Source organism: Isoptericola nanjingensis (assembly GCF_050311635.1).
Lineage (GTDB): Bacteria > Actinomycetota > Actinomycetes > Actinomycetales > Cellulomonadaceae > Isoptericola > Isoptericola nanjingensis.
Window position 1 is genome coordinate 51,922 of sequence record NZ_JBNOZL010000001.1, and the last position, 23,363, is coordinate 75,284.

A 23,363-nucleotide genomic window follows, 5' to 3' on the forward strand; every position below is an offset into this window, starting at 1 on the left:
CGCCTCCCCCGCGTGACGCCGACGCCGGGCCCTGTGCCGTCGCCCGGGAAGCGAAGGGTGAAGACATGCATCCTCCTCGTCGAGGGTGCAGGTGACTCGTGTCACCTGTCGCGACGAACGCTAAGGGCTCCCCCCGCGGGGCACAAGAGGGCGCTACCGGTAGGCCCCGCGGACGACCTCGAGCGCGTGCGCCAGGTCGTCGGGGTACTCGCTGGTGACCTCGACCCAGCGGCCGGTGAGCGGGTGCTCGAACCCGAGCCGCACGGCGTGCAGCCACTGGCGCTCCAGCGCCACCTTCGACGCGAGCACGGGGTCCGCGCCGTAGGTGAGGTCGCCGACCAGCGGGTGCCGCACCGCCTGGAAGTGCACCCGGATCTGATGGGTGCGGCCGGTCTCGAGGTGCACCTCGACGAGCGATGCGGCCGGCAGCATCTCGAGCACCTCGTAGTGCGTCACCGAGTGCTTGCCGTCCGCGACCACGGCGAACTTGTAGTCGGCGCTGGGGTGGCGCCCGATCGGCGCGTCGATCGTGCCCGTCGTGGGCTCCGGGTGGCCCTGCGCCAACGCGTGGTACACCTTCTCGACCGTGCGCTCCTTGAACGCCCGCTTGAGCCCGGTGTACGCCGCCTCGCTCTTCGCGACGGCCATGAGGCCGGACGTGCCGACGTCCAGCCGGTGCACGATGCCCTGCCGCTCCGCCGCGCCGGACGTCGCGATGCGGTAGCCGGCCGCGGCCAGCGCGCCGACCACGGTGGGGCCGGTCCAGCCGGGCGACGGGTGCGCCGCGACACCGACCGGCTTGTCGACGACCACGACGTCGTCGTCCTCGTAGGCGATCCCCATGCCGGGCACCGGCTCGGCGACGACCGGCGCCGCGGGCCGCGCGTCCGGGACCGTGACCTCGAGCCGGCCGCCGGCGACGACCCGGTCGGACTTGCCGACCTCACGCCCGTCGAGGAGCACGGCGCCGGCGGCCGCCAGCTCCGCGGCCTGGGTGCGGGAGAAGCCGAGCATCCGCGCGAGCGCGGCGTCGACGCGCTCGCCCGCGAGGCCGTCGGGCACGGGCAGGGTGCGGGTGGACCCGGTCGGCACGGTCATCGCCCCTCTGTCGGATCTGACGGCGCTGCCGGCTCGGACGGCTCTGGCAGGGCGTCCCCGTCCTCGACGTGCCGTCGGCCGTCCAGGCCGATCCCCCGGAAGGACAGGATGACGATGAGCACTGCGGCGGCGACGATGGCGATGTCCGCGACGTTGCCGACGAAGACGCCGTAGTCGATGAAGTCGACCACGTGCCCGCGGGCGAAGCCGGGCTCGCGGAAGAAGCGGTCGCCGAGGTTGCCCAGCGCGCCACCGAGCAGCAGCCCGAGGGCCACCGCCCAGCCCGTCGAGCCGATCCGGCGGATGGCGCGGACGATGACCACCACGACGATCACCACCACGATCGTGAGGATCCACGTCATGCCCGTGGCGATGGAGAGCGCCGCACCGGGGTTGTAGATCAGCCGGAGCTGCAGCAGCTCGCCGATCAGCGGCTTCGGGTCGTCGCCCCAGACCAGGGCGGACTCGGCCCACCACTTCGTCAGCTGGTCGATCAGCAGCACCAGCGCGGCGAGCACGAAGGTTCCCGTGATCAGCTTCCGGCGACGCTCCGCGGACACCGGCGCCCCGGCGTCCTGCGGAGCGTCGCCGGCGGGCGCGTCCGACCCGGGCATCTCGGGGGCGCCGTGGCGAGGCGCGGGCTCAGGGGCCGGGGCGGAGCCGGCGGGCGTGGTCGACATCGTCCGCAAGTGTAGGCGGACCGCGCCGGTCGTCGGGCCGGGACCGTCCGGTCAGCGACGCTCCTCGCGCGCCTTCGCCTCGACCGAGAGCGTCGCGCGCGGGAAGGCCTGCAGGCGCGCCTTGCCGATCGGCAGCCCCGTGATCTCGCAGGTGGCGTAGGTGCCCTTGCGGATGCGGTCGACGGCGTGCGCGGTCTGGGCGAGCAGGTCGCGCATGTTGTTCACCAGGGTGAGCTCCTGCTCGCGCTCGAGCGCGCTCGAGCCGTAGTCCGCCTGGTCGTCGCCCGCGCCGTCGCCCGAGTTGCGCAGCAGGTCCGACAGCTCCTGGTCGGCGGCCGCGAGCTCGCGCTCGAGGCGCTCCTTCTCCTCGAGCAGGAAGGCCGCCAGCTCCTCCACCTCGTGCAGGGTCCAGGGGTCCTCGCCGTCACGGACCGGGAAGGACTTCACGTCGCGCGCGAGGTGCGGGAAGTTCTCGCGCAGTGCCGCGCGCGTGGTGGTCGAAAGCTTGGCCATCGGTGCCCTTTCGTTGGTGCGTCGACGACGAGTCACCGCAGCGTAAGTGCGCCGAGCGGCCCGCACAACAGCACGCGCGGTAGAGGCGTGCGTGTCGTGCGGGCCGCTCGGCGTGAGGCGTGACGAAGGAGCGGGGTGCGCGGGGTGACGGCCCCCCGCTCAGAGCTCCGAGCCGCGACCGGCGTTGGCGTTCTGCCGCTGCGGCGGCAGGGCCGAGCCGCGGGCGTCGAGGTCGCCCAGCAGGTTCTGCAGGAAGCTCTTGAGACGCGTGCGGTAGTCGCGCTCGAAGAGGCGGAGCTCGTCGATCTTGCGCTCGAGGAGCGACCGCTCCTGCTCGAGCTGCGAGAGCGTGCGGTGGCTGGTCTCCTCGGCCTCGCGGACGATGCGCGAGCCCTCGGACTTGGCCTCCGTGATGAGGCGGTCGCCCTCTTCCTGACCGGACCGCACGTAGTCGTCGTGCAGCTTCTGGGCCAACTGGAGCATCCCGGTGGCGGACTCCGGCTCCGCGGGCTGCTGCTTCGCGGCGGCCGGGGCGGGCGCCGGCGTCGGGGCCGGTGCCGGGGTCGGCGTGGGCTGCGCCTGCTGCGCAGCGTCCGAGCGGCTCAGCTCGGCGACCCGGTGCTCGGCCGCGGTGAGCTTGGAGCGGAGGTCGTCGTTCTCCTCCTGGACCGCCGTGAGGGTCCGCACGACCTCGTCGAGGAAGTCGTCGACCTCTTCGACGTCGTAGCCCTCGCGGAACTTGGTCGCGGCGAACTTCTTGTTCAGGATGTCCTCTGCCGTCAGCAGCGCCATCGTCTCACCTCATCGTTCTTGCAGGGTCGGTGGGACCCGGTTCCCGGGCCGTCTGGATGACCACGGTAGCGGACGTGTCGGCGGGCGACCTGCCCGACGAGGCCGGGTCGTCGCGCCCACACGACGTCTTCACAGGTCAGCACCAGGGCGCCCCTCGACGGCCGGGGCGAACCCCGACCCAGGTCACAGCGCGAGCGCTGCCGAGGTCACTGCCACGGGGTCACGCCGCAGCCAGGAACGACGCCACCCGCATGAGGATGCCCGTGCCGATGAAGAGCACGAGGAAGGCGATGTCGAGACGGATCTGGCCGAGGGTCAGGGGCGGGATCAGCCTGCGCAGGAAGCGCAGCGGCGGGTCGGTGACCGTGTAGACCGCCTCCGCCAGCACCAGCAGCACGCCCTTCGGCCGCCAGTCGCGCGCGAAGAACTGCACCCAGTCGAAGACGAGCCGGACGATGAGGCACAGCAGGAACAGCCACAGGACCAGGTAGACCAGGTTGAAGACGAGACTCACGGGTCGAACCTACCCGAGCACGACGCAGGGCCGGGGCAGAACTGCCCCGGCCCGTGCCGGACGGTGCGATCGGCGTGCGATCCGCGCTCTCGGGAGCGCGGTCAGCTCTGGTTGTAGAACGCCCCGCGTCCGGGGGCCTTCTCTGCCGGCGGCTCCTCGCCCGCGATCTCCACGTGCTCCGGCGAGAGCAGGAAGACCTTGTTCGTCACGCGCTCGATCGAGCCGCGCAGCCCGAAGATCAGGCCCGCCGAGAAGTCCACGAGGCGCTTCGCGTCGGCGTCGTCCATGTCGGAGAGGTTCATGATCACCGGCGTGCCGCCCCGGAAGGCCTCGCCGATGGTACGGGCGTCGTTGTACGAGCGCGGGTGGATGGTCGTGATGCGTCGCAGGTCGGAGGCGATCACCGACTCGCTCCCTCCGCCGCGGTGCAGCGGGGTGACCTGCGCCTGGTAGTCGTCACGGTCGCGCACCGGTGCCTCCAGCTCCTCGTACTCGTCGAGGTACTCCTCCGACTCACCCTGGTCGTCGGCGAGCCCCAGGTACAGCATCGTCTTGCGAAGCGCTCCGCCCATCGCCTTGCTCCGTTCGTCGCCACGTCCCCCGCCCTCCGTCCCGGACGGGTGTCATGACGTTAACCACGCCCGCGGCGGCATCCGCGCACGACACGCCGGTGTGTCGCGCGTCGCGGGCGCGTCAGGCCGCCCCCGGCGACGACGACACCTCAGGTCAGGACGACGACCCCCGCCTGGCGCCCCGTCGTCGTGCCCTGGGCGGTGGCGCGACGGTGGGAGTAGAGGTCGGTGTCCGTGAGCGTGCACCGGTCCACCCGGGTGGCGGCCACGCCGTGCGACGCCAGCTGCGCGAGCACGCCGGCCGGCAGGTCGAGCGCCGGCGTGCCGGCCGTGGTCGTCGCCCACGTCTCGGGGACGACGGCCGCGACCTCGTCGCGCATCGCGGCCGGCACCTCGTAGCAGTCGCCGCAGACGGCAGGGCCGACGGCGGCACGGAGGTCCTCGGCCCGTGCCCCGCGCGCGAGCAGCTGCTCGACCACGCGGTGCACGACCCCCAGGGCGACGCCGCCCCGACCTGCGTGCGCGACCGCCACGACGCGGGCCACCGGGTCCGCGAGGACGACGGGCACGCAGTCCGCGACCAGGACGCCGAGCGCCAGGCCGGGCTCCGCGGTGACCATGGCGTCGGCCTCGCCCGCCGCGGACGGCGGCTCCGTCGACGTCCACTCGGCGAGCTCGGCGGCCCCGAGGCCCAGGACACGGTCCCCGTGCACCTGTGCCGAGAACGCCACGGGCGCACCCACCCATGCCCCGAGGCGGGCGCGGTTCTCCCGCACCCGCACGGGGTCGTCGCCGGTCGAGGTGCCCAGGTCGAGCGACGACCAGGGAGCGGGCGACACCCCGCCGTGGCGCGTGGTGAAGCCCGCCACGACGCCCTCCCCGAGGTCCACCCGCAGCAGCCCCGCACCGAACTGGTCCGGCAACAGAGCCTCCTGGGCCCAGCCGACCGCGCCGTGAGTTCCGCTCACCCGGCGCTCACTTGAGGAAGTCGGGCACGTCGAGCTCCTCGGCCGGGCGGCGCGGCTCGTCGAACAGGCGCGGCACCTCGACCGGCCGCTCGACGGTGACGCCCTCGCCCTCGGCGTCCTCGACCACCGTGAACGGCCGGCGCTGCTCCGCGGGCCGCGCCCCCGCCGGCGGGGCCGGCGGCGCGTCGAGGCTCACCGGCACGTCGTCCGGCTCGGCCGGGATCGGCCGGGGCTGCGCGGCGGCGGTCGGCACCGACGCGGTGGCCGGCTGCGGCGGGCGGGGCGGTGCCGTCTGGACCCCGGGCTGGGGCACGGACGTCGCCGTCGTGCCGCCCTCGCCGACCGCGACCGTCGGCTTGGCCGGCGCGCCGGCGATCTGGCCGAGGCCGCGACCGTCCTTGCGGGCCTGCGGCACGCCGCCGTCGAACCCCGCGGCGATGACGGTGACCCGCACCTCGTCGCCCAGCGCGTCGTCGATGACCGTGCCGAAGATGATGTTGGCCTCGGAGTGCGCCGCCTCCTGCACCAGGCGCGCGGCCTCGTGCACCTCGAAGAGGCCGATGTCGCTGCCACCCTGGATCGACAGCAGGACGCCGTGGGCGCCGTCGATGGAGGCCTCGAGCAGCGGGGACGAGATCGCGAGCTCGGCGGCCTGCACCGCGCGGTCCTCGCCCCTCGCCGAGCCGATGCCCATCAGCGCCGAGCCCGCCCCCTGCATCACGGACTTCACGTCCGCGAAGTCGAGGTTGATGAGGCCCGGCGTCGTGATGAGGTCGGTGATGCCCTGGACACCGGAGTGCAGCACCTGGTCCGCCGAGTGGAACGCCGCGATCGCCGAGACGCTCTTGTCGGACATGGACAGGAGCCGGTCGTTCGGGATGACGATCAGGGTGTCGACCTCCTCGCGGAGGGTGTCGATCCCCTGCTCGGCCTGCACGGAGCGGCGGCGGCCCTCGAAGGTGAACGGGCGCGTCACGACGCCCACCGTCAGCGCACCGAGCGAGCGGGCGATCCGGGCCACCACGGGCGCGCCGCCCGTGCCGGTGCCGCCGCCCTCGCCCGCCGTCACGAAGACCATGTCGGCGCCCCGCAGGACGTCCTCGATCTCCTCGGCGTGGTCCTCGGCGGCCTTCTTGCCGACCTCGGGGTCGGCACCGGCGCCCAGGCCACGGGTGAGCTCACGGCCGACGTCGAGCTTGACGTCGGCGTCCGACATCAGCAGCGCCTGCGCGTCGGTGTTGATGGCGATGAACTCGACACCCTTGAGCCCGACCTCGATCATGCGGTTCACGGCGTTCACGCCGCCACCGCCGATACCGACCACCTTGATCACTGCCAGGTAGTTCTGCGGAGTTGCCACGTCGTTGCCTCTCGGGTCGTTCCTTGTCCCGACGTCCGGTCCTCGTCCCCCGTCCGCCCTGCCGGCCGGCCCGCGGGCCTAACCTTAAGGTTCGAGTTGAGGGTTAGAGTTATGTCAGGTTGCTGCTGCGATCGACGGTAGGCGGCGCGGCGGGCGCAAGGCCGGACGTGCTCCGGCGTGTCGCGCGCGCCCGGTGCTTGCCTCACCCGTCCGCGCCTGCCGCGCCGCCGTCGCTCCCCTCATCGGGTCACCGGCAGCTCGGGCGACGAGACGTCGATGGTCCGCGCGCCGTCGGCGAGCTTGCGCAGCGTGCGCACCGCCTCGACCTTGAGCGGCAGGTCGGAGCTGCCGCCCCACCGGACGGTCGTGCCGTCCTCCAGGACCGTCTCGACGGCGTCCTGCGTGTCGGCGCTGACGTGCTCCACCTTGCCGGCGAGCTGGGCGGGCAGGGCCGCCAGCACGTGGAGCGCCGCCTGCAGCGCCAGCGCGTCGTCCAGCGGCACGTCCACCTGCGGCAGCCCCTTCGGCGCCGCGTCGCGCGTCGCCACGCGCACCCCGGACGAGTCGAGCAGGGCCAGCCGGTCCCCGTCGGGCACCGCGGCCACCGGGACGCGCGGCGTGAGCTCCACCGCGAGCCCGTGGGGCCAGGCCCGCGCGATCCGGACGTCCTTCACCCCGCGCAGCCCGAGCACCTGCTCCCGCATCGCCACGGTGTCCAGGCGGGGCAGCGGGGTGCCGTCGGGCGCCTCGACGATCTCGCGCACCCTGGCCTCGTCGACGTACCGCCCCGCGCCGGCGACGCTCACCTCCGCCCTCTCCAGGGCGAGCACCGGCGACCAGAGGGCAACCCACGCGAGGCCCGCGACGACCACAACGGAGAGGACCCACGCGAGCACCCGCCGCCAGGCGCGGTGCCGGCGCATCGCGGTGCGCTCGGCGAGCCGGTCCGCCATCGCCGTCGACACCCGCGGCGGGACCTCCTGCCCGGCCGGCACCACCGCCGTCGCCGCGGTGCGGGGACGGGACCGCGCGGCCTCGGCGGGCGCGGCCTTCGGGGCTGTCTTCGGGGCGGCCTTCGTGGTTCCCGTCGCGGGCCCTCTCGAACCGCCCTTCGTCCCGCGGGTCCCCGTCGGCGCCCCGGCGCCCACCGACGGCGTGCCTGTCGGCGCGGTCGCCGCTGATCGTCCCGACGTCGCGCGGCCCGACGTCGCGCGGGTCGTCGGGCGCGGGCGGGCTGGCGGTCGCATCACCCCATGGTCTCGTCGCGGGCGTCGCCGTCCGGTGACGCCACGCCGGAGGGACGCGCGGCGAGGTCCGCCAGGATCACGGGGCCCAGCTCGGTGACGTCTCCCGCGCCCACGGTGAGCACCAGGTCGCCGGGGCGCGCGAGCGCCGAGGCCACGTGCGCCGCCTCGAGCCGGTCCTCGACCGCGCGCACTCCCCCGCCGGACGACGTCCGCTCGAGCAGGTCGGTGATGGTGCGCGGGCCGACCGTCGGGTCGACGTCCTCGCGGGCCCGGTAGACGCCCGTGACGACGACCTCGTCCGCGAGAGCCAGCGCTGCGGCGAACCGGTCGGCGAAGATCCGCGTGCGCGAGTACAGGTGCGGCTGGAAGAGCACGACGATGCGGCCGTCGCCGGCCACGGGCCGTGCCGCCCGCAGCAGCGCCTCCACCTCGGTGGGGTGGTGGTCGTAGCTGTCGAACACCCGCACGCCGTCGACCTCGCCCTTGGGCTCGAACCGCCGCCCCGTCCCGACGAAGGTCCCCGCGCCCCGGGCGGCGTCGCCCGGCTCCGCGCCGAGCAGCACCGCGGTCACGACGGCCGCCGTCGCGTTGAGCGCGTTGTGCGCGCCGGGCACCGCGAGGCGCAGCGCGTACGGCTCGTCGCCCAGCGGGCCGCCGGAGACGACGGCCTCGACGGTCCCCGCCCCGACGACGACGTCGCGCACCCGCACGTCCGCGCCCGCGCCCTCCCCGTACGTCACCACGGCCCTCCCCGCAGCCCGGTGCGCGTCCGCGAGGGCTGCCGAGCCGGCGTCGTCCGCGCACGCCACGAGCGTGCCGCCGTCGACGATCCGGCCGGCGAACTCCTCGAACGCCCGCTCGAAGGCCTCCTGCGAGCCGTAGTGGTCGAGGTGGTCCGGCTCGACGTTGGTCACGACGGCCACCGTGGGGGCGTAGTTGAGGAACGAGCCGTCCGACTCGTCGGCCTCGGCCACGAGCACGTCGGACGCACCGAGGTGCCCCCCGGGCACCGCGCCCTCGCGGCCCTCGGCGTCCCGCACCCGCACCGTGCCCCCGATCGCGAACGACGCGTCGACGCCGCACGCGCGCAGCACGGTCGCGACCATCGCCGACGTCGTGGTCTTGCCGTGCGCGCCGGCCACGGCCACCGCCCGGCGTCCGAGCATCAGCGACGCGAGCGCCTGGGAGCGGTGCAGCACCCGGATCCCCGCAGCGCGGGCGGCGGCGAGCTCCGGGTTCGTCTCCCGCACCGCGGACGACACGACGACCGTGTCGACCAGGGGCGCGCCGTCCGGCCCCACGACGTGCGCCGCGTCGTGCCCGACCCAGACCCGCACGCCGTCCGCGCGCAGCGCCTCGAGGGCGGGGCCGGCCGCCGCGTCGGAGCCCTGGACGTCGGCCCCGCGGGCCGCCAGCAGCCGCGCGACGACGGACACGCCCGCGCCGCCGACGCCGACCAGGTGCACGCGGCCGAGCTCCTCGACGGGCAGCGCCGGGGGCCGCGTCGACGGTGCGGCGCTCATGCCTGCCGCCCGGTACCCGCGCCCGCGTCCGCCTGCGCGACCGCCTCGGCGACGAGGTCGGCGACGCGCGCGGCGCCGTCGCGCACCCCGGTCGCCCGGGCCGCGGACGCCATCGCGTCGAGCCGCGGCCGGTCGGCCAGCAGCGCCGGCACGTGCTCGGCCACCCAGGCGGGGGTGAGGTCGGCGTCGTCGACGAGGAGGCCGCCGCCCGCCTCCACGAGCGGCGCGGCGTTGAGCCGTTGCTCGCCGTTGCCGATGGGCAGCGGCACGTAGACCGCGGGCACGCCGAGGGCGGCGAGCTCGCACACCGTGCCGGCGCCCGAGCGGGCGACGACCAGGTCCGCGACGGCGAGCGCGAGCTGCATCTCGGACAGGTACTCGCGCACCTGGTAGCGCGCGGCCTCGAACCCGCCCGCGGCGGTGGCGGCGTCGACGGCGGACCGCACGGGCCCGTCCTTGCCCTTGCCCGTCAGGTGCAGCACCTGGACGCCGGCGCGCAGCAGCGCCTCGACCGACCCGGCCAGGGCGGCGTTCACCGACGCCGCGCCCGAGGAGCCGCCGGTGACCACGAGCGTCGGGAGGCCGGCGTCGAGGCCCAGCGCGTCGGCGGCCTGGACGCGCGCGGCCAGCGCGTCGGCCTCGCGCGCCGAGACCAGGTCCGCGATCTCGGCCCGCAGCGGGAGACCGACGACCTGGGCGCCCGGCAGCGGGGTGCCCGGGAAGGTCGCGCCGACGCGGGCGGCCCAGCGGGCGCCGAGCTTGTTGGCCAGGCCGGCACGGGCGTTCTGCTCGTGGATCACCACGGGGACGCCCTTGCGCCGGGCGGCGAGGTACGCGGGGGTGGAGACGTACCCCCCGAAGCCGACGACGGCCTGGGCACCGATCTCGTCGATCGCGGCCTCCGCCGCCTTCACGGCCGCGCTGAGGCGGCCGGGCAGCTTCAGCAGGTCGACGCTCGGGCGCCGCGGCAGCGGCACGCGCGGGATGGGCCACAGCCGGTACCCGCGCTCCGGGACGAGGTCGGCCTCCAGCCCGGACGTGGTGCCGAGGGCGAGGATCCTGGCTTCCGGCTCCCGCGCACGGAGCTCGTCCGCGACGGCGAGGAGGGGGTTGACGTGGCCGGCGGTGCCGCCCCCGGCGAGGACGACGGACGTGACTGCAGAGCTCTTCACAGGCAGGACCCTATCGGCCGCCGTCGCCCCCGCGGCGCCGCGCGCCCCCACCGGTGGCACCGGCCCTGCCCCGCCGCGACAGGACCGCGACCGACCTCTTGACGACGCTCCGTCGGGCGGCGAGGGCCTCGGCGGCCCCCGGCTCGCTGCGCGCGAAGCTGATCACCACACCGAGCGCCACCATCGTCGTGACCAGGGCGGACCCGCCCGCCGACACCAGCGGCAGCGGGACGCCGATCACGGGCAGGACGCCGATCACCACGCCGATGTTCACGAAGGCCTGGCCCACCACCCAGCAGCCGATCGCGGCCGTGGTGATCTTCACGAACGGGTCCGGGTGCCGGCGCACCACCCGCGCCATCGCGATCCCGAGGACCACGAACAGCGCGAGCACGAGCAGCGTGCCGAGCAGGCCGAGCTCCTCGCCGATCACGGAGTAGATGAAGTCGTTGTGCGCCTCCGGCAGGTACTTCCACTTCTCGCGGCTGGCACCCAGGCCCACGCCGAACAGCCCGCCGGTGCCCAACCCGTACATCCCGTGGATCGACTGGTAGCACTGCCCCTGCGTGTCCGTGCACGTGCCGTAGGCGGCCAGGATCCGGGTGAGCCGGTCGCTGCCGTCCTGGTTGACGATGAACGCCCAGCCGACCAGCAGCGCCGCCCCGACCCCGCCCACGGCAAGCATCGAGGCCGGCGCGCCCGAGACCCAGTACGCGCCGAGGCCGAGCACCGCGAGGATGAGGGCCGTGCCCAGGTCGTGTCCCGCCATGACGAGCCCGAGGACCGCGCCGAGCCCCAGCACTCCCGGCACCAGCGCCTGGCCCCAGCTGCCGAGAAGGTGCTGCTTGCGGCCCAGGACCGCGCCCAGCCACACGGCGAGCCCCAGCTTGGCGAGCTCCGAGGGCTGGAACTGCACCGGACCGACGACGAGCCAGTTCCGGTTGCCGTTGACGAGCTTGCCGGCGAAGAGCACCGCGACGAGCATCGCCAGCGTGACCAGCATCGCCGGCCATGCGAGGCGCTTGTACCAGCGCACCGGCAGCCGGGCGGCGATCAGCATGAGCGGCAGGCCGATGAGGGCGAACCGTGCCTGCACCATGAACGCGGCGAACGGCGAGTCCCCCGCGGCGATGGACGTCACCGTCGAGCTGGACAGCACCATGACGAGCCCGATGACCAGCAGCAGCCCGGTGGCACCGACGAGCAGGTAATAGCTCGTCACGGTGCTGTTCCACTGACCGAGCCACGGGCGCTCGGTCCGCTTCGGGGAGCGCGGCGCCGGCCGGTCTCGCGGGGTCCGGCCCGTCGACGGACGACCCCCCGACCCTCGCGGGGCGCGTCGGGTGCCCGTCGTGACCGCCATCCGACACCTCTCGCTCGTCGTCGCGGCGTCGTGCCGCTACAGCTCCGCCACGGCCGTGGCGAACGCCTCCCCCCGCTGGGCGTAGGAGGCGAACTGGTCCATGGACGCACCGGCGGGCGCCAGCAGGACGGTGTCCCCGGCACGAGCCAGGTCACGTGCCGCCGCGACCGCGCGCCGCATCACGGACCCAGTGTCGCCGGGATCGACCACGACGACGGGGATCTCGGGCGCGTGTCGGGCCAGCGCCCCGCGGATCGGCTCCGGGTCGACGCCGATGAGCACGGCCGCGCGGAGGCGGTCGGCGCGGTCGGCGACGAGGGCGTCGAACGACGCCCCCTTCGCGAGGCCGCCGGCCACCCACACCACGGTGCCGGGCGCGTAGGACGCGAGCGAGGCTGCCGCGGCGTGCGCGTTGGTCGCCTTCGAGTCGTCCACCCAGGCGACGCCGTCGAGCACGCGCACCTCGGAGATGCGGTGCGCGCCGGGCCGGAACGCGCGCAGGCCGTCGCGCACGGCGGCCGCGGGGACGCCGTGCGCGCGGGCGAGCGCGGCGGCCGCCAGGGCGTTCGCGACGACGTGCGGCGGCGGGGTGCCGCCCCCGGGGGCGAGGTGCGCGAGGTCGGCGAGGGTGCCGACCTCGGCGGCCGTCCGCTGCCGGTCGCGCGCGCCGGGCTCGGCGTGGAAGGCGCGGTCGACGAGCACGTCCTCGACCACGCCCAGCTGACCCGGGCCCGGGGCGCCGAGGGTGAACCCCACGGCGAGGGCGCCCTCGGTCACGTCGGCGTCGCGCACCAGCTGCTCCGTGCGCGGGTCGGCCGCGTTGTACACGCACGCCACCTGCGCGCGGGCGTAGACCCGGCCCTTGTCCGCCGCGTACGCCTCGAGCGACCCGTGCCAGTCGAGGTGGTCGGCAGCCACGTTGAGCACGGCCGCGGCCTCGAACGACGTCGTGAGCGTGTGGTGGAGCTGGAAGCTGGAGAGCTCCACCGCGAGGACGTCCAGCGACGGGTCCTGCGCCGCCTCGACGACCGGGGTCCCGACGTTCCCGACCGCGGCGGCGCGCAGGCCGGCCGCGGTGAGGATCGACGCGAGCATCTCGACCGTCGTCGTCTTGCCGTTGGTCCCCGTGACGGCGAGCCACGGGGCGGGCCCGCGCGCCCCGTCCGCACCGGTGCGCTCGACCCGCAGCCGCCAGGCGAGCTCGATCTCGCTCCACACGGGGACGCCGGCGGCCCGGGCCGCGGCCAGCAGCGGGGTGCTCGGCGCCCACCCCGGGGACGCGACGACGAGGTCGGCGCCCGCGACGACGCGCCCCGCGACGGCGGGGTCGTCCGCGTCGCGCACGTCGGCGTCGTCCGCGCGTCCGTCGACCGTGACCACCGAGGCCACCCGCCCGGCCGCACCGCCCGACAGGGCGGCGACGACGGCGCGCCCGGTCACGCCGAGCCCGGCGACGACGACGCGGGCGCCGTCGGGCAGCGCCCGCGGGTCGGGCTCGGTCACGTGGCCACCCACTCGGCGTAGAAGACGCCCATGCCGAGCGCCGCGAACAGGCCGGCGATGAGCCAGAACCGGATGACGATCGTGACCTCGCCCCACCCGGACAGCTCGAAGTGGTGGTGCAGGGGTGCCATCTTGAACACGCGCCTGCCCGTCATCTTGAAGAAGCCGATCTGGATGACGTCGGACATGACGATGACGACGAAGAGCCCGCCGATGATCGCGGCGAGGATCTCGGTGCGCGACAGGATCGAGATGCCCGCCAGGGCGCCGCCGAGGGCGAGCGAGCCGGTGTCGCCCATGAAGATCTTCGCGGGGCTGGCGTTCCACCAGAGGAAGCCGATGCAGGCGCCCGCGATGGCGGCGGCGACGATCGCGAGGTCCTGCGGGTCGCGCACCTCGTAGCAGCGCGGCCCGGCCGCGGCGAGCCGCTGGCACGACTGGTTGAGCTGCCAGATGCACACGAGGACGTACGCGCCGAAGACGATGATCGACACACCGGTCGCCAGGCCGTCCAGGCCGTCCGTGAGGTTCACCGCGTTGGACCAGGCCGTGATGAGGAAGTTCGCCCAGATCACGAAGAGGATGAGACCCACCGTGACGCCGGCGAACGCCAGGTCGAGGTTGGTGTCGCGCAGGAACGAGATCCGCGTGGACGCGGGCGTCCGGGCGTTCGCGTTGGGGAACTGCAGCGCGAGGACCGCGAAGCTGATCCCGACGAAGCCCTGGCCGATGATCTTCGCCTTCGGCGTGAGGCCCAGGGACCGCTGCTTGCGGATCTTCGTGAAGTCGTCGAGGAAGCCGACCAGGCCGAGGCCCGTCATCAGGTACAGGCACAGCAGCGCCGACGCGCTCGGCGGCCTCCCGGCGACCAGCATGGACACCGCGACGCCGACCAGGGCCGCCGCGATGATCACGACGCCGCCCATCGTCGGCGTGCCGCGCTTCGTGAAGTGCGCGGTCGGCCCGTCCTGGCGGACGAACTGGCCGTAGTTGCGGTGGATGAGGAACCGGATGAACAGGGGCGTCCCGAAGAGGGCGACCAGCCCGGAGACGCCGGCCGAGACCAGGATCGCGATCACGGGGCGACCTCCACGGCCGATTCGGCGGCCGCCGGCCCGCCGGCGGCGAGCTCGTCGCCGAGGCGCCACAGGCCCGACCCGAGGGAGGACTTCACGAGGACGACGTCGCCCGGCTCGAGCGCCTCGGCGAGCACCGCGCGCGCGGCGTCGAGGTCAGGCACGAAGACCGACTCCTCTCCCCAGGAGCCCTCTTGCATGGCCCCCTCGTGGATGTGGTACGCCCCGTCGCCGACGACGACGAGGAGCTTGACGTTCAATCGCACCACGAGGCGGCCGATCTCGTCGTGCGCGGCGCGCGAGCCGTCCCCGAGCTCGAGCATCTCGCCCAGCACGGCGACGGAGCGGCGCGTGCGGCCCGCCATGACGGCGAGCGCCCGCAGCGCGGCGCGCATCGAGTCCGGGTTGGCGTTGTAGGCGTCGTCGACCACGGTGACGCCGTCCGGTCGCTCGGTGACCGCCATCCGGTGCGGGCTGAGGGGGGTCGCCCGGGACAGGCCGTCGGCCACGCGCGCGATCGCGGCGGCGGTGGTGCCGCTCAGCGCGAGCACCGCCGCGGCGGCGGCGAGCGCGTTGCTCGCGTGGTGCGCGCCCACGAGGCGCAGCGCCACGGGAGCGGGGTCGCCCAGGTCGTGGCCACCCGCGACGGCGAGCCCGAACGTCGCCCGGCCGGAGGCGTCCACCCCGATGTCGGCGGCGCGCACGTCGGCCGAGGAGATGGTGCCGAAGGTGGTGACGGTGTGCTCCGGGGCGGCGAGCGACGCCATGGCCGCGACGCGCTGGTCGTCGGCGTTGAGCACGACGGCGCCGCCCGGCACGACGCCCGAGACCATCTCGGCCTTGGTGCGCGCGATGGCCTCGACCGAACCGAACTTGCCCACGTGGGCCACGCCGACGGCGAGCACGATGCCGACGTCGGGCGGGGCGATCCGCGTCAGGTAAGCGATGTTGCCGGGGCCGTCCGCGCCCATCTCCAGCACGAGGAAGCGCGTGGCCTCGGTGACGCGCAGGACGGTCAGCGGCAGGCCGACCTCGTTGTTGAACGACCCCGTGGGCACCACCAGGCCGTCCTCGGGGGCGACGCCCTCCGGCAGCAGGTCCACGAGGAGCTGGCCCAGCAGGTCCTTGGTCGTGGTCTTGCCCACCGAGCCGGTCACCGCGACGACCCGGAGGTTGCCCGCGGCCCGCACGCGGGCGAGCACGACGCGCGCGAGCTCGCCCAGCGCGGCCTGCACGTCGTCGACGACGACCGTCGGCACGCCCTCGAGCTCGCGGGCGGCCAGGACCAGCGCGGCCCCCGACTCGACGGCGCCGCGGGCGAAGTCGTGCCCGTCGACGCGCTCGCCGGGCAGCGCGACGAACAGCCCCCCGGGCTCGACGCGGCGGGAGTCCACGACGACGGGCGCGCTCACGGGCGTGGCGGCGTCGGCGTGCAGCCGTCCCCCGGTCGCCTCGGCGACGTCGGCGGCGGTCAGCGCGATCATGCGGTGGTCCTCTCGTGCCGCCGCTGCAGCGCGCGGCGGGCCTCGTCCCGGTCGTCGAGCTCGAGGTCGACGCCCGCGACCTCCTGGATGGTCTCGTGGCCGCGGCCCGCGACGAGGACGGTGTCGTCCGCCCCGGCGTCGAGCACGGCCTTCTCGATGGCGGTCGCGCGCGGCGCCGCCTCGGTCACGACGACGTCGCGACCCGAGCCGCGCGCCGCGTCGCGGGCCGCGCGGGCGCCCTCGAGCACCGCGGCGCGCACGGCGGCGGGGTCCTCGCCGTGGGGGTCGTCGTCGGTGACGACGACGACGTCCGCGCCCGCGACGGCGGCGGCGCCCATCGCGGGCCGCTTGCCCTTGTCGCGGTCCCCGGTGGCTCCGAACACGACGACGAGCCGGCCGGCCGTCGTCGGGCGCAGCGCGGCGAGCGCGAGCTCGAGCGCCTCGGTGTTGTGCGCGAAGTCCACGACGACGCGAGGGTGGCCGTCCCCGCCCGCGCCGACCACCTGCATGCGGCCCGGCACGACGGCCGAGAGGCCGTCGGCCGCGGCGAGGGCCTCGGCCACGTCCTCGACGTGCGCACCGCCCTCGAGCACCATCGCGACGGCGAGCGCGGCGTTCGCGACGTTGAACCCGCCGGGCAGGGACGTCGACGTGCGCAGCGAGCGCCCGTCGGCGTGCGTGAGCGTGAACGCGGAGCCGGTGCCGTGCGCCGCGACGTCCGTGACGGTCCAGTCCGCCGCCGCCTCGCCGTCCCGGGGGGCGCGGGTGCGCAGCGTCGCGACGGGCACCTGCGCGGCGGTCGCCATGCGCTCGCCCCACACGTCGTCCACCACGACGACGCCGCGGCGCGCGTGCTCGGGCGTGAACAGCGACGCCTTCGCGTCGAAGTACGACTGCAGGTCGCCGTGGAAGTCGAGGTGGTCCTGGCTGAGGTTCGTGAACCCGACCACGCCGAACTCGATGCCGTCCACCCGGTGCATCGACAGCGAGTGGGAGGACACCTCCATCGCGAGCGTGCGCACCTCCGCCTCGCACATCGCGGCGAGCAGCGCCTGCAGGTCTGCGGCCTCCGGGGTGGTGAGCCGGCTCGGGAGCACCGTGTCGCCCGCACGCATCTCCACCGTGCCGATCAGGCCGCCGGTCCAGCCGAGGGCCCGCAGCAGGTGGTCGACCTGGTAGGTCGTCGTCGTCTTGCCGTTGGTGCCGGTGACGCCGAAGGTCATCAGGTGCTCGGCGGGCTCCCCGTACACCCAGGCCGCGACGGGCCCGAGGACGGCCCGCGGGTCGCCGGCGACCAGGACCGGCACCACGGGGTCGAGCGCGTGCGGCCCGCGGGTGAGGGTGGCGGCGCCGGCGGCGTCGGTGAGCACGGCCCGGGCCCCGCGGGCCACGGCGTCGGCGGCGAACCGCGCGCCGTGGGCCTGCGCACCGGGCAGGGCGACGAACAGGTCGCCACCTGCGACGACGCGGTTGTCGGACGCGACCGAGGTGACGACGACGTCGGCCGGGACCTGCGGCCGGGGGCCGCCCTCGTCCGGTGCCGCCGGCGTCGTCACCTCGAGCCCGAAGGCCAGGGCGAGGTCCCGCACCCGCCGGGGCGTCGTGCCCGCGGGCCGGATACGGGGAAGCGGGGATGTCACGGAGAAGAACCTACCGTCTGCGTGCTGCGGGCCCGGCACCCAGGGCGCCCGGCATGAGAACCGTCACGGACCGCACGGCGTCGTTCGCCGCCTCGGTCACCACGTCGTTCACCAGGTGAGGGCGTACGGCTTGAACGGGGTCGTGCTGGGGGGCACGTCCATCTTCTGCAGCGTGTACCCCATGAGGTCGCTGAAGACCGGCGCGGCCACCACGCCGCCGTAGATCGACGACTGGGGGCTGCGCAGGAAGACCGACACCGTGTAGCGAGGGTCGTCGGCGGGCGCGACGCCGATGAACGACGCCATGTAGGTGGTCCCGGCCCCCGTCCACATCTGGGCGGTGCCGGTCTTGCCGGCCACGCGGTAGCCGGGCACCCGCGCGTTGGCGGCGGTGCCCTCCTCCCCCACGACCGACTCCATCATCCGCATCACCGAGTCGGCGGTCTTCTCCGAGACCACGCGCTCCTTCGAGGGCGCTTCGGCGGGCGTGAACGTGCCGTCGGACGCGCGCGTGCCGGCGACCAGGCTGGGCTCCACCCGGACGCCGCCGTTCGCGACCGTCGAGAAGACCTGGGTCGCCTGCATCGCGTTCACGGCCACGCCCTGCCCGAACAGGATCGTGTACGGGGTGCGGGCGTCGTGCGCCAGCGTCTGCTCGGAGGGCAGGATGCCCGCCGACTCGCCCGGCAGCCCGAGGCCGGTGGGCTGCCCGAACCCGAACTTGCCGAGGTAGTCGTAGCGGACGTCGAGCGGGATCTTCTCGCCGATCTGCACCGTGCCCGTGTTGGACGAGTGCGCCAGGACGCCGGCGAGCGTCAGCTGCTGGTCGGGGTGCTCGTGCGAGTCCTTGAACGACTCGCCGTTGGGCGTGGTGAAACGGTACGGCACGCGGAACTGGCTGTCGGGCTTCCAGTAGCCCTCCTCGAGGGCTGCCGCCATCGTGATCACCTTGCCCGTGGAGCCGGGCTCGAAGACGTCCTTCACGGCGCGGGAGCCGTTGGCCACCGCGGACGTCGACCGGTCGTTGGGGTCGACGTCGCCCGAGTCGGCCACCGCGAGCACCTGGCCCGTGCGCACGTCCTCGACGACCGCCATGGCGTACTTCGCCCCGGTCTTCGAGACCGCGTCGTCGAGCAGCTCCTCCGCCTTCCACTGGACGTCCAGGTCGATCGTCAGCTCCACGTTGCTGCCGGGCACCGCCTCGGTGGTGTCCCGCTCCGAGTTGGGGATCGGGACGCCGTCGCGGCCGCGCTCGTAGGTGACCTTGCCGTCGGTGCCCGCGAGCACGTCCTCGTAGGCGCGCTCGAGCCCGCCCTGGCCCACCTGGTCGCGGTCGACGAAGCCCACGAGCGTGCCCGCGACGGTGCCCGCCGGATAGGTGCGGCGGGAGGTGAGCTCGGTGCGGACGTAGGCCTGCAGCTCCAGCTTGGCGATCGCCCGCTGCACCTCGGGCACGGCGTTGCGCTTGAGGATCACGTACCGGTCGTCGCCGTTGAGCTTCGCGGCGAGCTCCGCGGGCTGCGCGTCGAGGATCGGCGCAAGGAGCTGCGCGATGCCGAGCGCGCCGTCCTGCACCGCCTTGCCGGTGGCGGTGTCCACGCGCTGGCCGCCCTGGAAGCCCTGGATGGCGAGCGTGTCGGCGGAGATGGTGTACCGGTCGACGGACGTCGCGAGCACGCGCCCGTTGGCGTCGACGATGTCGCCGCGGTGCGCGAGCTGCACCGAGTGCGTGGTGCGCGCCTCCTGCGCCTTCGCCGCGAGCGCCGGTCCCTGGAAGATCTGCACCTGCACCAGCCGGCCCACGAAGACGGTGAGCACGAGCGCCGCGACGACCATGATCCACCGCTGCCGGCGCCCGGGGTCGCCCGGACGCCCCCGGCCCGCGGCTCCGCCACGCGGGCGCGGCGGTGCACCCCCGCCGCGCGCCGTCGTCCGGCCCGTGGAGCGGACCGGCGTCGTGCCCGCCCGCGGGCGCCCGCCGCCCGCGGGCGGGTTCGCGTTCCGGGCCGCCGTCCCGCGGCCCGGGCGGGAGCGGGGCGTCGACCGCGAGGTCGAGCCTGTGCCAGGACGCGCGGCCGCCCGCGGCGTCGAGCCGTTCGTGGTGCGGGAGGTGCTCACCCCTCGAGTCTGCGGTGCCGACGTCCGGGTCGTGCGGGCCGGGCCCGGGCGTGTCGCGCGCCCGCCGGCCGAGCGGCCTCCCGAGCCTGCGCCCGAGCCGCCGCTCCGCGCGCCGCCGCGGGCCGGAGGCGTCCGCCCGGTCACGGCGTCTCCGTGTCGCCGATCCCGACCTTCGCGCGCTTCTCGACGCTGATCATCGTCGGGTCCTCGGCGGGGACCATGCCGAGCTTCGTGGCGCGCTCCGCCAGCGACGACTCCGCGGCCCGGAGCTTCTCCTGCTGGGTCTGGACGTCCTGCGCCACCTGACCCACCTCCGCCTGCAGCCGCGACGCCTCGTACGAGCCGCGCGCCATCGACGTGTTGAGGAGCAGGGCCGCCAGCAGCGCGGCGGCGAGGATCACCGCGCACAGCACGAGGAACGGGACGCCCGACGTCGCCTGGAGGGGGGCGCGGACCGCGTCGAGCCGGCGGCCGCGGTCGTCGGCGCCGCCCGGCAGCGAGGTCAGCGGTGCACGGCGGGGTGCCGCGGCCGGGCGGGTCCCGGGGGTGGCGGGGGCACGCAGGGCGCTCATCGGCGGTCCTCCTTGGGGTGCGGGCGGGTGCGCGGGCGGGGCGCGGTGCGCATGTGGTCGGGGGTGGGGCGGACGCGGCGGGCGGCGCGCAGGCGGACCGAGGCGGCGCGCGGGTTGCGCTCGAGCTCCGCCTCGTCGGCCTCCTCCGCGCCCCGCGTCAGGGCCTCGAGGTAGGGCTTGTGGGTCTCCGGCTCGACGGGCAGGCCGGCCGGCGCGCTCGACGTCGTCCCGCGCGCGACGGCCCGCTTGACGATCCGGTCCTCCAGCGACTGGTAGGACTCGACGACGATCCGCCCGCCGACGGCCAGCGCCTCGATCGCGGCGGGCACGGCGCGCTCGAGCACCTCCAGCTCGCCGTTCACCTCGATCCGCAGCGCCTGGAACGTCCGCTTGGACGGGTTGCCGCCCGTGCGCCGCGCCGCGGCGGGGATGGACGCCCGCACCAGGTCGGCGAGCTCGCCCGTCCGCTCCCACGGCCGCTCCTCGCGGCGCCGCACGATCGCCCTGGCGATGCGCGGCGCGAACCGCTCCTCGCCGTACTCGCGCAGCACCCGCGCCAGCGCACGCTCGTCGTAGGTGTTGAGGACGTCGGCGGCGGTCGCGCCGCGCGTCTGGTCCATCCGCATGTCGAGCGGCGCGTCCTGGGCGTACGCGAAGCCCCGGCCGGCCTCGTCGAGCTGCAGCGACGAGACGCCGAGGTCCATGAGGACGCCCTGCACCCCGTCCAGCCCGAGCTCCGCGACGACCTCGCCGATCTCGTCGTAGACCGCGTGCACCGGGGTGAACCGGTCGCCGAAGCGGGCCAGCCGCTCGCCCGCGAGGCGCAGCGCCTGGGTGTCGCGGTCGATCCCCACGACGCGGGCCGTCGGGACCTGCTCCAGCACCGCCTCGGTGTGCCCACCCATGCCCAGGGTGCAGTCGACCAGCACGCTGCCCGGCTCCGCGAGCGCCGGCGCGAGGAGGTCGACGCACCGCTGCAGCAGCACGGGCAGGTGACGGTCGCCCGCGGGTCGCGCGTCGTCCGGTGTGCTCATCGGTGCTCCTCCTCTCGTGCTCGGTCTCGTGTGGGGTCCGGTCCAGATGGTCGCCGGGGCCCCGCCCGGCCAGGTCTCCCTCCGCGCCGTTCTGGCACCGGGGAAGTGCGCCAGACCCTCGCGGGAGGAGGCCTCGTCGTGCGGGGCCCTGCTGCTGCTCGTCTGCTGTGCGGTTGTGGGTGGTGCCGGTGGTTCAGAACTGCAGGTCCGGGAAGATCTGCTCGGACGTCTCGGAGTACGACGACTCCTGCTCGGCCAGGTAGGTCTCCCAGGTGGTGCGGTCCCAGACCTCCACGCGGGTCCCGGCGCCGATCACGGCGACGTCCCGGTCGAGGCCGGCGTACGCGCGCAGGGCGGCCGGGATGACGACCCGCCCCTGCTTGTCCGGCAGCTCGTCGCTCGCACCCGACAGGAACACGCGCAGGTAGTCGCGCGCCTGCCGGCTGGTCACGGGGGCCTGCCGCACCTGCTCGTACATGCGGCCGAACTCGTCCATCGGGAGGAGGAAGAGGCAGCGCTCCTGTCCCCTCGTCATGACGAGGCCGGGAGCGAGTCGGGCGCGAAACTTCGCGGGGAGGATGAGCCGGCCCTTCTCGTCGAGCTTGGGGGTGTAGGTGCCGAGCAGCAGCCCGGCCCCCGGAAACGTGTCCTCCAGACCTGCCACGGCTCGCACCTCCCCTCGCGCTCCCGCAGCCTCCACGCTACTCCACTTTCCTCCACCGGGCGCGGGGAACGAGGGGGAGTTCTCCCCATCTCACCCGCTCCCCCCACAGTCCCCACACATCGCCGCAGGTCAGGGCGTCAGGGGCGGGGCGGGCCGCCGGTGGAGGGCGGTGGAGGGCGGGTCGCCGGAATCGTGTCGCCCGCAGCGTGCGTCCGGTACCAGGAGGTGCCGCACGGCCGCGACCACCGCACGCGGGGTGCGTCGTGGAGCGAGGTGGAGCGGGTGATCGTCGTCACGTCCGGGCCCGATTCCACTAGGCTGCGAGAACGTCACGAGCACGTGAACCGGAGGTCACCCGTGCACCCAGAACCCGTCTCCCCCACGCTGGCCGGCGCACGCACGGAGACGGAGGACCACAGGGACGGACCCACTCCCTCCACGGGGACCGGCCTCGACGCCCTGACCAGAGATCTCGACGAGCTCGTCACCGCCACCACGCGGGTGCGGGAGGCGATCGACTCCGTGGTCTCGGGGCGTCCCGGCCTCGCCGAGGTGACCGTCGCCGTCCTGCTCGCCGAGGGTCACCTCCTGATCGAGGACGTCCCCGGCGTCGGCAAGACGACGCTGGCGAAGGCCCTCGCCCGCAGCATCGACTGCCGTGTCGGCCGCATCCAGTTCACCCCCGACCTGCTCCCGAGCGACCTCACCGGCGTCAACATCTTCCGCACCGCCACGCACGACTTCGAGTTCCGGCCCGGGCCGGTGTTCAACAACGTGGTGATCGGCGACGAGATCAACCGCGCCTCGCCCAAGACGCAGTCCGCGCTCCTCGAGTGCATGGAGGAGGGCCAGACGACGATCGACGGCACCACGCACACGCTGCCGCGGCCGTTCCTCGTCGTGGCGACGCAGAACCCGGTGGAGATGGAGGGCACCTACCCGCTGCCCGAGGCGCAGCGCGACCGTTTCATGGCCCGCCTCACCGTCGGCTACCCGGACACGGACGCCGAGCTGCAGATGCTCGACCGCCAGGAGTCCTCCGACCCCCTGGACCACCTGTCCCCCGTCACCACCGGCGCCGACATGGTGCGGTACGCCGAGGCGGTGCGCGCCGTCTACGCGGCGGGACCCGTCAAGCAGTACGTGCTCGGCCTCGTGGGCGCGACGCGGCAGCACGAGGGGGTCCGGCTCGGCGCGTCGCCGCGGGCCTCGCTCCAGCTGCTGCGGGCCGCCAAGGCCGCCGCCGCCATGGCGGGGCGCGAGCACGTGCTGCCCGACGACGTGCAGTCCCTCGCCGTCTCGGTCCTGGCCCACCGTCTGATCCTCAGCACCGAGTCCCGGCTCGGCGGCGTGACCCCCGAGGACGTGATCTCCGAGATCGTCCAGCGCACCGCCGTGCCCGGCGGCCGCGTCGCCGTCGCCCCGCCCGCGGGGTCGTTCGCGCGGCCCTCCCGCGAACGCGGCCGGTAG

21 protein-coding genes are annotated in these 23,363 nt (G+C 74.9%); 1 reads left to right on the forward strand and 20 read right to left on the reverse strand.

Annotation, left to right across the window (positions count from 1 at the left end; genetic code table 11):
* Window positions 1–153 precede the first annotated feature (153 nt).
* The 20 genes from ACQP6G_RS00250 to mraZ all read right to left on the reverse strand — a co-directional run bounded on the left by ACQP6G_RS00250 (window position 154) and on the right by mraZ (window position 21,857).
* Window positions 154–1,098 carry an RluA family pseudouridine synthase gene (locus ACQP6G_RS00250; protein WP_429762169.1) on the reverse strand — a complete coding sequence of 315 codons (945 nt, stop codon included), beginning with the start codon at window positions 1,096–1,098 and terminating at the stop codon, window positions 154–156.
* Window positions 1,095–1,778 (reverse strand): signal peptidase II, encoded by a 684-nt coding sequence (locus ACQP6G_RS00255; RefSeq protein ID WP_429762170.1) that lies wholly within the window; start codon window positions 1,776–1,778, stop codon window positions 1,095–1,097. Before ACQP6G_RS00255 ends, ACQP6G_RS00250 begins: the two co-directional genes overlap by 4 nt.
* A gap of 51 nt (window positions 1,779–1,829) precedes the next feature.
* On the reverse strand, window positions 1,830–2,291 hold the full coding sequence (locus ACQP6G_RS00260) for a TraR/DksA family transcriptional regulator (RefSeq protein ID WP_429762171.1): 462 nt from the start codon (window positions 2,289–2,291) through the stop codon (window positions 1,830–1,832).
* Window positions 2,292–2,450: 159 nt separating this feature from the next.
* The gene (locus ACQP6G_RS00265) at window positions 2,451–3,083 is read right to left on the reverse strand and encodes a DivIVA domain-containing protein (RefSeq protein WP_429762172.1); all 633 of its coding nucleotides are present in this window, start codon (window positions 3,081–3,083) and stop codon (window positions 2,451–2,453) included.
* 220 nt (window positions 3,084–3,303) lie between these two features.
* Window positions 3,304–3,597 (reverse strand): YggT family protein, encoded by a 294-nt coding sequence (locus ACQP6G_RS00270; RefSeq protein ID WP_429762173.1) that lies wholly within the window; start codon window positions 3,595–3,597, stop codon window positions 3,304–3,306.
* A 101-nt stretch (window positions 3,598–3,698) separates the two neighbouring features.
* The gene (locus tag ACQP6G_RS00275) at window positions 3,699–4,169 is read right to left on the reverse strand and encodes a cell division protein SepF (protein ID WP_429762174.1); all 471 of its coding nucleotides are present in this window, start codon (window positions 4,167–4,169) and stop codon (window positions 3,699–3,701) included.
* Window positions 4,170–4,318: 149 nt separating this feature from the next.
* Window positions 4,319–5,092: a peptidoglycan editing factor PgeF gene (pgeF, locus tag ACQP6G_RS00280; protein WP_429762175.1), complete on the reverse strand. Its 774-nt coding sequence runs from the start codon at window positions 5,090–5,092 to the stop codon at window positions 4,319–4,321.
* Between the two features lie 52 nt (window positions 5,093–5,144).
* Window positions 5,145–6,497 (reverse strand): cell division protein FtsZ, encoded by a 1,353-nt coding sequence (gene ftsZ, locus ACQP6G_RS00285; RefSeq protein ID WP_429762176.1) that lies wholly within the window; start codon window positions 6,495–6,497, stop codon window positions 5,145–5,147.
* A 239-nt stretch (window positions 6,498–6,736) separates the two neighbouring features.
* On the reverse strand, window positions 6,737–7,462 hold the full coding sequence (locus ACQP6G_RS00290) for a cell division protein FtsQ/DivIB (RefSeq protein ID WP_429762177.1): 726 nt from the start codon (window positions 7,460–7,462) through the stop codon (window positions 6,737–6,739).
* Between the two features lie 281 nt (window positions 7,463–7,743).
* Window positions 7,744–9,267: a UDP-N-acetylmuramate--L-alanine ligase gene (murC, locus tag ACQP6G_RS00295; protein ID WP_429762178.1), complete on the reverse strand. Its 1,524-nt coding sequence runs from the start codon at window positions 9,265–9,267 to the stop codon at window positions 7,744–7,746.
* Window positions 9,264–10,439 carry an undecaprenyldiphospho-muramoylpentapeptide beta-N-acetylglucosaminyltransferase gene (murG, locus tag ACQP6G_RS00300; RefSeq protein WP_429762180.1) on the reverse strand — a complete coding sequence of 392 codons (1,176 nt, stop codon included), beginning with the start codon at window positions 10,437–10,439 and terminating at the stop codon, window positions 9,264–9,266. Before murG ends, murC begins: the two co-directional genes overlap by 4 nt.
* Window positions 10,440–10,449: 10 nt before the next feature.
* The gene (gene ftsW, locus ACQP6G_RS00305) at window positions 10,450–11,802 is read right to left on the reverse strand and encodes a putative lipid II flippase FtsW (protein WP_429762181.1); all 1,353 of its coding nucleotides are present in this window, start codon (window positions 11,800–11,802) and stop codon (window positions 10,450–10,452) included.
* Between the two features lie 36 nt (window positions 11,803–11,838).
* Complete coding sequence (gene murD, locus ACQP6G_RS00310) at window positions 11,839–13,305, reverse strand: UDP-N-acetylmuramoyl-L-alanine--D-glutamate ligase (protein WP_429762182.1); 1,467 nt, start codon at window positions 13,303–13,305, stop codon at window positions 11,839–11,841.
* On the reverse strand, window positions 13,302–14,384 hold the full coding sequence (gene mraY / locus ACQP6G_RS00315; RefSeq protein ID WP_429762183.1) for a phospho-N-acetylmuramoyl-pentapeptide-transferase: 1,083 nt from the start codon (window positions 14,382–14,384) through the stop codon (window positions 13,302–13,304). Before mraY ends, murD begins: the two co-directional genes overlap by 4 nt.
* A complete protein-coding gene (locus tag ACQP6G_RS00320) occupies window positions 14,381–15,865 on the reverse strand; it encodes a UDP-N-acetylmuramoyl-tripeptide--D-alanyl-D-alanine ligase (RefSeq protein WP_429762184.1) in 1,485 nt (494 codons plus the stop codon). Before ACQP6G_RS00320 ends, mraY begins: the two co-directional genes overlap by 4 nt.
* A complete protein-coding gene (locus tag ACQP6G_RS00325) occupies window positions 15,862–17,505 on the reverse strand; it encodes a UDP-N-acetylmuramoyl-L-alanyl-D-glutamate--2,6-diaminopimelate ligase (protein ID WP_429762185.1) in 1,644 nt (547 codons plus the stop codon). The genes ACQP6G_RS00320 and ACQP6G_RS00325 overlap by 4 nt, the downstream gene beginning before the upstream one ends.
* 108 nt (window positions 17,506–17,613) lie before the next feature.
* Window positions 17,614–19,623 carry a peptidoglycan D,D-transpeptidase FtsI family protein gene (locus ACQP6G_RS00330; protein WP_429762186.1) on the reverse strand — a complete coding sequence of 670 codons (2,010 nt, stop codon included), beginning with the start codon at window positions 19,621–19,623 and terminating at the stop codon, window positions 17,614–17,616.
* Between the two features lie 140 nt (window positions 19,624–19,763).
* Window positions 19,764–20,195, reverse strand: coding sequence for a cell division protein FtsL (gene ftsL, locus ACQP6G_RS00335; protein WP_429762187.1), 432 nt, complete (start codon window positions 20,193–20,195; stop codon window positions 19,764–19,766).
* Window positions 20,192–21,229 carry a 16S rRNA (cytosine(1402)-N(4))-methyltransferase RsmH gene (gene rsmH, locus ACQP6G_RS00340; RefSeq protein WP_429762188.1) on the reverse strand — a complete coding sequence of 346 codons (1,038 nt, stop codon included), beginning with the start codon at window positions 21,227–21,229 and terminating at the stop codon, window positions 20,192–20,194. The genes ftsL and rsmH overlap by 4 nt, the downstream gene beginning before the upstream one ends.
* Window positions 21,230–21,422: 193 nt before the next feature.
* Window positions 21,423–21,857 carry a division/cell wall cluster transcriptional repressor MraZ gene (mraZ, locus tag ACQP6G_RS00345; RefSeq protein ID WP_429762671.1) on the reverse strand — a complete coding sequence of 145 codons (435 nt, stop codon included), beginning with the start codon at window positions 21,855–21,857 and terminating at the stop codon, window positions 21,423–21,425.
* A gap of 495 nt (window positions 21,858–22,352) precedes the next feature.
* On the opposite strand from mraZ, the gene ACQP6G_RS00350 reads away from it, so the two are divergent.
* Window positions 22,353–23,363 (forward strand): AAA family ATPase, encoded by a 1,011-nt coding sequence (locus tag ACQP6G_RS00350; RefSeq protein WP_429762672.1) that lies wholly within the window; start codon window positions 22,353–22,355, stop codon window positions 23,361–23,363.

Bases quoted from the DNA above. Each gene is read 5' to 3' on its own strand.
- ACQP6G_RS00250 (WP_429762169.1), bottom strand. From the start codon at position 1,098: ATGACCGTGCCGACCGGGTCCACCCGCACCCTGCCCGTGCCCGACGGC.
- ACQP6G_RS00255 (WP_429762170.1), bottom strand. From the start codon at position 1,778: ATGTCGACCACGCCCGCCGGCTCCGCCCCGGCCCCTGAGCCCGCGCCT.
- ACQP6G_RS00260 (WP_429762171.1), bottom strand. From the start codon at position 2,291: ATGGCCAAGCTTTCGACCACCACGCGCGCGGCACTGCGCGAGAACTTC.
- ACQP6G_RS00265 (WP_429762172.1), bottom strand. From the start codon at position 3,083: ATGGCGCTGCTGACGGCAGAGGACATCCTGAACAAGAAGTTCGCCGCG.
- ACQP6G_RS00275 (WP_429762174.1), bottom strand. From the start codon at position 4,169: ATGGGCGGAGCGCTTCGCAAGACGATGCTGTACCTGGGGCTCGCCGAC.
- murC (WP_429762178.1), bottom strand. From the start codon at position 9,267: ATGAGCGCCGCACCGTCGACGCGGCCCCCGGCGCTGCCCGTCGAGGAG.
- ftsW (WP_429762181.1), bottom strand. From the start codon at position 11,802: ATGGCGGTCACGACGGGCACCCGACGCGCCCCGCGAGGGTCGGGGGGT.
- ACQP6G_RS00320 (WP_429762184.1), bottom strand. From the start codon at position 15,865: ATGATCGCGCTGACCGCCGCCGACGTCGCCGAGGCGACCGGGGGACGG.
- ftsL (WP_429762187.1), bottom strand. From the start codon at position 20,195: ATGAGCGCCCTGCGTGCCCCCGCCACCCCCGGGACCCGCCCGGCCGCG.
- rsmH (WP_429762188.1), bottom strand. From the start codon at position 21,229: ATGAGCACACCGGACGACGCGCGACCCGCGGGCGACCGTCACCTGCCC.